At 31.6% G+C, this 5214-nt stretch carries 9 protein-coding genes; all 9 read left to right on the forward strand.

The genetic code is table 11. The features are described from left to right. Nucleotides 1-8: 8 nt before the first annotated feature. Genes PXD04_RS14305 through PXD04_RS14345 form a run of 9 tightly spaced genes read left to right on the forward strand, consistent with a single transcriptional unit; the run spans nucleotide 9 to nucleotide 4476 of the window. Nucleotides 9-404, forward strand: coding sequence for a 30S ribosomal protein S6e (locus PXD04_RS14305; protein WP_323735509.1), 396 nt, complete (start codon nucleotides 9-11; stop codon nucleotides 402-404). Nucleotides 405-457: 53 nt separating this feature from the next. After that, entirely contained in the window at nucleotides 458-1687 is a 1230-nt protein-coding gene (locus PXD04_RS14310) for a translation initiation factor IF-2 subunit gamma (protein WP_323735510.1), read from the forward strand. Between the two features lie 24 nt (nucleotides 1688-1711). Further along, nucleotides 1712-2083, forward strand: coding sequence for a twitching motility protein PilT (locus PXD04_RS14315; protein ID WP_323737442.1), 372 nt, complete (start codon nucleotides 1712-1714; stop codon nucleotides 2081-2083). A 32-nt stretch (nucleotides 2084-2115) separates the two neighbouring features. Beyond that, nucleotides 2116-2643, forward strand: coding sequence for an inorganic diphosphatase (locus PXD04_RS14320; RefSeq protein WP_323735511.1), 528 nt, complete (start codon nucleotides 2116-2118; stop codon nucleotides 2641-2643). Nucleotides 2644-2672: 29 nt separating this feature from the next. Then, on the forward strand, nucleotides 2673-3221 hold the full coding sequence (locus tag PXD04_RS14325) for a DNA-directed RNA polymerase (RefSeq protein ID WP_323737443.1): 549 nt from the start codon (nucleotides 2673-2675) through the stop codon (nucleotides 3219-3221). A 27-nt stretch (nucleotides 3222-3248) separates the two neighbouring features. Then, nucleotides 3249-3437, forward strand: coding sequence for a transcription elongation factor subunit Spt4 (gene spt4 / locus PXD04_RS14330; protein ID WP_323735512.1), 189 nt, complete (start codon nucleotides 3249-3251; stop codon nucleotides 3435-3437). An 11-nt stretch (nucleotides 3438-3448) separates the two neighbouring features. Next, nucleotides 3449-3958 carry a GTP-dependent dephospho-CoA kinase family protein gene (locus PXD04_RS14335; protein ID WP_323735513.1) on the forward strand — a complete coding sequence of 170 codons (510 nt, stop codon included), beginning with the start codon at nucleotides 3449-3451 and terminating at the stop codon, nucleotides 3956-3958. 7 nt (nucleotides 3959-3965) lie between these two features. Further along, nucleotides 3966-4295, forward strand: a complete 330-nt coding sequence (locus tag PXD04_RS14340) for a 30S ribosomal protein S24e (protein ID WP_323735514.1) — start codon at nucleotides 3966-3968, stop codon at nucleotides 4293-4295. Nucleotides 4296-4320: 25 nt separating this feature from the next. Further along, the gene (locus tag PXD04_RS14345; protein WP_011406218.1) at nucleotides 4321-4476 is read left to right on the forward strand and encodes a 30S ribosomal protein S27ae; all 156 of its coding nucleotides are present in this window, start codon (nucleotides 4321-4323) and stop codon (nucleotides 4474-4476) included. Nucleotides 4477-5214: the final 738 nt, after the last annotated feature.

A 5214-nucleotide genomic window follows, 5' to 3' on the forward strand; every position in this document is an offset into this window, starting at 1 on the left:
GGCCTATAATGGCATATAAAGTAGTAGTATCAGATGCAGATGTAACATACCAATTAGAATTAGAAGACAAAGATGCAAAAATCGTAAACGGTCTTAAAATTGGAGACGAATTCAGTGGTGGAGTATTAGGACTAAAAGGTTACAAACTCAAAATCACCGGAGGAAGCGACAAAAACGGTTTCCCAATGAAACCTGACGTAGATGGTACAAGAAGATTCAAAAGTTTAGTAAGTGAAGGAGTAGGATTCAAACCTACCAAAAAAGGATTAAGAAGAAGAAAAACTGTACGTGGAAACACAATCGCAGATGACATCTCACAAATAAATGTAAAAGTTTCAGAAAGAGGAGAACAAACACTAGCTGAAATCTTCGCAGAACCTGAAGAAGAAGCACAAGAAGAATAGATACTAGATTATCTAATCTTGATAATTTACTATCAATGGAGGTGTAACTTAAAATGAAAGTACAATCCGAGATAAACATTGGATTAGTAGGTCACGTAGACCACGGTAAAACTACTCTAACAAAAGCTTTATCTGGTATATGGACAGACACACACAGTGAAGAAGCAAAAAGAGGTATTTCAATAAGGTTAGGATATGCTGACATAACATTCAGAAGATGTAATGAATGTGATTCACCTCAATGTTACACTACAAAAGAAACTTGTGAACACTGCGGTTCTAAAACAGACGTACTTAGAAAAGTATCATTCGTAGACTCACCAGGTCACGAAACACTCATGGCAACAATGCTCTCCGGTGCAGCAATAATGGACGGAGCAATACTAGTAATAGGAGCAAACGAGCCATGCCCACAACCACAAACAAAAGAACACTTAATGGCATTAGATGTAATAGGTGTAAAAAATGTTATAGTGGTACAGAACAAGATAGATACAGTACCTAAGGAAAAAGCAATAGAAAACTATCACGAAATCAAAGAGTTTGTAAAAGGAACTTGTGCAGATGGAGTACCAATAATACCTATATCAGCTCAACAAGGTGCAAACATAGATATACTCATTGAAACAATTCAAAAACATATCAAAACACCAAGAAGATCCCTACGTAAAAATCCAAAACTATTCGTAGCAAGATCATTTGATATAAACAAACCTGGAACACACCCTAAAAAGATTAGTGGTGGAATCATAGGCGGTTCTCTAATCCAAGGAAAACTCAAAGTTGGTGACGAAATAGAAATTAAACCAGGAATTCAGATAAAACAAAAAGGAAAATCTGAATGGAGAAGCTTAACCAGTACAATAATTGGACTTGAAGCAGCAGACAACTTTGTAGACGAAGTTGCACCTGGAGGTTTAATTGGAGTGGCATTACTATTAGACCCTGCACTAACAAAAGCAGATTCATTATCTGGTTCAATAGCAGGAAAACCCGGATCACTTCCACCAACCATACAAGAATTTACTATGCAAACACATTTGCTTGATAGAGTAGTCGGAACTAAAAACGAAACAGAAGTTGAACCGATACATTCTTCAGAAAACTTAATGATAAACATTGGAACAAGTACAACAGTAGGACTTGTAACAAGTGCAAGAAACAGTGAAGTAGATGTACAACTAAGATTACCAGTATGTGCAGAAGAAGGTCAACGTGTAGCTTTAAGCCGTAGAGTAGGAGCTAGATGGAGGCTTATTGGTTATGGTATCATCAAAGCATAGAGCAGTAGTTGATACAAATTTTTGATGATGATGATTCAATTAGGCATAGATGTAGTAGGAGAACTAGAAATAATACTGCCCTCATATTATGAATTAATTGTACCATCACTAGTAATCAATGAATTAACCACTCTTAAAAAGAAGGCAAAAGGTAAAGACAAGATAGCATGTAATATCGCATTACAAATAGCACAAAAAGATCCATTCTCAATAGTTGAAATCAAAAAGAATGATCATGTAGATAACTTGTTACTAAAGTACTGTACAAAAGAAGATGTACTATGTACAAACGATAAAAACCTTCGAAAAAGAGCAAGAAAAAAGGGAATCACAGTCATATACTTAAGACAACACAGATTCCTAGAAATAGACGGTTACATAAAACATAAATCGTAAAATAATAGTAAATATGATTTGGAGGAAAAACAATGAATCTTTGGACAGACATAGAATCAGGAAATAACGTACCTGAAGAAATAACTGTAATTGTAGAAATTCCAACAGGCTCTAGAAACAAATATGAATACGATAAAGATAAAGAAGCATTCGCACTAGACAGAGTACTATTCTCACCATTCCACTACCCAGCAGAATATGGTTTCATGCCAAAATCATTATGGGAAGATGGAGACCCATTCGATGTAATGGTAATCATGGACCAACCAACATTCCCTGGATGTATCATAGACGCAAGACCAATAGGTATAATGAGAATGATAGATCAAGGAGACAGTGACGATAAACTATTAGCAGTACCTGTAGAAGACCCAAGATTTGAAAATATCACAGATATTTCACAATTACCAGAACACTACCTTAAAGAAATAGAACATTTCTTTAGCCAATACAAAGCATTAGAAAATAAAACAGTAGAAATTAATGGATGGGAAGATAACCAAGCCGCTAAAGAAGCTGTTTTACATGCAATAGAATTATATAAAGAAAAATATGAATAAACATATGTGAGGTATCCAAAGTGTACGAAATAGCAACTATCGAAGATACAGTTAGAGTACCACCTAATATGTTTGATAAACCACTAGAAGAAGTGGCAGCTGAAATACTTAACAAAAAATATGTAGGAAAACTAGATAAAAAGTTAGGTATCCTAATAACTGTAACACAAGTAACTGACCATTCAGAAGGAACAGTGGTAATAGGAGACGGTTCAGCATTTTATCATGTAAAATTTGATGCATTATTCTTTAAACCAACATTACATGAAGTCATTGATGGAGAAGTAATTGAAATCATTGAATTTGGATCATTTGTAAGAATAGGACCATTAGATGGTTTAGTACACGTATCACAAGTAACCAATGATTACATAACTTATGATGAAAAACGTGGAGCACTAGTTGCAAACGAAACAAACAAATCACTCGAACAATCAGACTTTGTACGAGCAAGAATAGTAGCATTAAGTATGAAAGGAAATTCTACTAAAGACTGTAAAATTGGTTTAACAATGAGACAACCTGGCCTAGGACGTTTCGAATGGATTGAAGAAGAAAAACAAAAATCCAAAAAATAAGTATGAAGAAGTTAAAGGAGAATTATCATGGCCGAAAGAGCATGTACAAGATGTAACTACGTGTCTTTTGAAAAGACATGCCCACTATGTGGAACTGAAACATCTTCAGATTGGACTGGATTAATAGTAGTAGTGGACCCTGATGAATCACAATTAGCACAAGAACTAAACATTAATTCACCAGGAAGATATGCATTGAAAGTCAGAAAAAATTAAGGAGATAAAATGTGCTAAAACTACCAAACTCTTTGAGAAAAGAATTAAAAAAACCATTAGGTGAATTGCACAAATCCATTAATTTAATTGAAATTCCGCTACGAAAACAAATAAAAGAAGAAAAGTTAATAATCGCAATAGGCGATGTTACATCAAAAAACCTTGTTGAAATAGGAATACAACCACAATTATGTATTGTGGACAATCTTACAAAAAGAAAACCTATACAACATAACTTAAATCATACAAACAACATTATCTATGTGGATAATCCAGCAGGAGTGCTAACTGAAGAATTCATAAAATTATGTAGTAATTCAATTCAAGAAGCTACAAATGATAATCCAATAATAATTGAAGTTAATGGAGAAGAGGATTTAGCAGTTTTGCCCTGTGTAATAAACTCACCAATTGACACTTTCATATTATATGGTCAACCAAATGAAGGAGTTGTGTTGGTACGAGTTGAAGAAGCCTATGATAAGGCTTTAAATTATTATAAACAATTAATTAAGGAATAACGATAATATGGAAATTAAAATCTTATCAAAAAAAGAAAACCCATTATTAAATAGGACTGAAATTGAATTTGAATGTGACTATCCAAGTGAAGGAACACCAAACATCCTTGAAGTGAAACATAAACTTGTTGCACTTGAAGACGCATCCAACGATCTCCTCGTGGTGGACAGCATGAAGCCTAGCTATGGAGCTACAAAAGCAGTTGGTTTAGCAAAAGTGTACGATTCCGTAGAAAAATTACAAGAAATTGAACCAAAAGCAGTAATTGCAAAAAACGAAGAACCTGAAGAAGAAGCACCTGCAGAAGAAGAAGCTGAAGCAGAAGATGCAGAATAAATACTACTATAAGGAGTTAATATAAATGTCAAAAAAATACGAATTATATGAAGTAAAAGACGGTAAAATCGTTAGAAAAAACCCAGAATGTGTAAGATGTTCACATGGTATATTCATGGCAGACCATGGTGACAGATATGCATGTGGTCGTTGTGGATACACACAATGGAAAAATGAATAAGCAATTTAAAACAATTTTCACCTCCCAATTTTTACAATTTTTGTAATTATACATTTTTAAATTAAGTTTAAATAATTCTTGATTTTATTTTAATTTTTTTATAATATTTTAACTATAATATAATACCTTATTTTTTAAAAGTATTATTTTATTTTTATTTAATGGTATTTAATTTTATTTTAATTATTTTTTTGGTCTTTAATTATTACTTTTTGTTGTTTTTTTTATATTTTCTTAATTGAAAATGTTTAACTTTAGGTATACCTAAATCTAAAAATTAAGGTGTTTAATGTCTTTGTTTTCTAAATACTCTCATTTAAACGCTTATTAGAAAAGTCATATTTCCATAAATATATATGCTTTAAAGTAATAACATAATACAGTGATAAAATATCACTAAATTTTCTTAAAGTTAAATTAAATAATTGATAAAAAAAGTTTGTATTAGATATAACTAATAATCCAATGCATAATTTATTTATTAAAATTATTACTTAACTAAGGAAAGAAAACAAATAAATTATGACTTATTACAATTATATCAAAAGATATAAAAATTCTAACAAAACACATACAACTAAAAAAGCAACCAATCATAAAACAAGTAAACGTGTAATAATTGTAGTTTATTTAATGATATTTAAAATGATTTTATTAAAAAAAACATGCTAAAATGTGATTTAATCATTCCAAAAATGATATACACAAAATAAAAATCAAAATAAAATGAGAGAGACT

Source organism: Methanosphaera sp. ISO3-F5, assembly GCF_034480035.2.
GTDB lineage: Archaea > Methanobacteriota > Methanobacteria > Methanobacteriales > Methanobacteriaceae > Methanosphaera.

Excerpts from the sequence above, each read along its gene's own strand:
- PXD04_RS14310 (WP_323735510.1), top strand. The coding sequence starts at position 458 with ATGAAAGTACAATCCGAGATAAACATTGGATTAGTAGGTCACGTAGAC.
- PXD04_RS14315 (WP_323737442.1), top strand. The coding sequence starts at position 1,712 with ATGATGATGATTCAATTAGGCATAGATGTAGTAGGAGAACTAGAAATA.
- PXD04_RS14305 (WP_323735509.1), top strand. The coding sequence starts at position 9 with ATGGCATATAAAGTAGTAGTATCAGATGCAGATGTAACATACCAATTA.
- PXD04_RS14340 (WP_323735514.1), top strand. The coding sequence starts at position 3,966 with ATGGAAATTAAAATCTTATCAAAAAAAGAAAACCCATTATTAAATAGG.
- PXD04_RS14320 (WP_323735511.1), top strand. The coding sequence starts at position 2,116 with ATGAATCTTTGGACAGACATAGAATCAGGAAATAACGTACCTGAAGAA.
- PXD04_RS14345 (WP_011406218.1), top strand. The coding sequence starts at position 4,321 with ATGTCAAAAAAATACGAATTATATGAAGTAAAAGACGGTAAAATCGTT.
- spt4 (WP_323735512.1), top strand. The coding sequence starts at position 3,249 with ATGGCCGAAAGAGCATGTACAAGATGTAACTACGTGTCTTTTGAAAAG.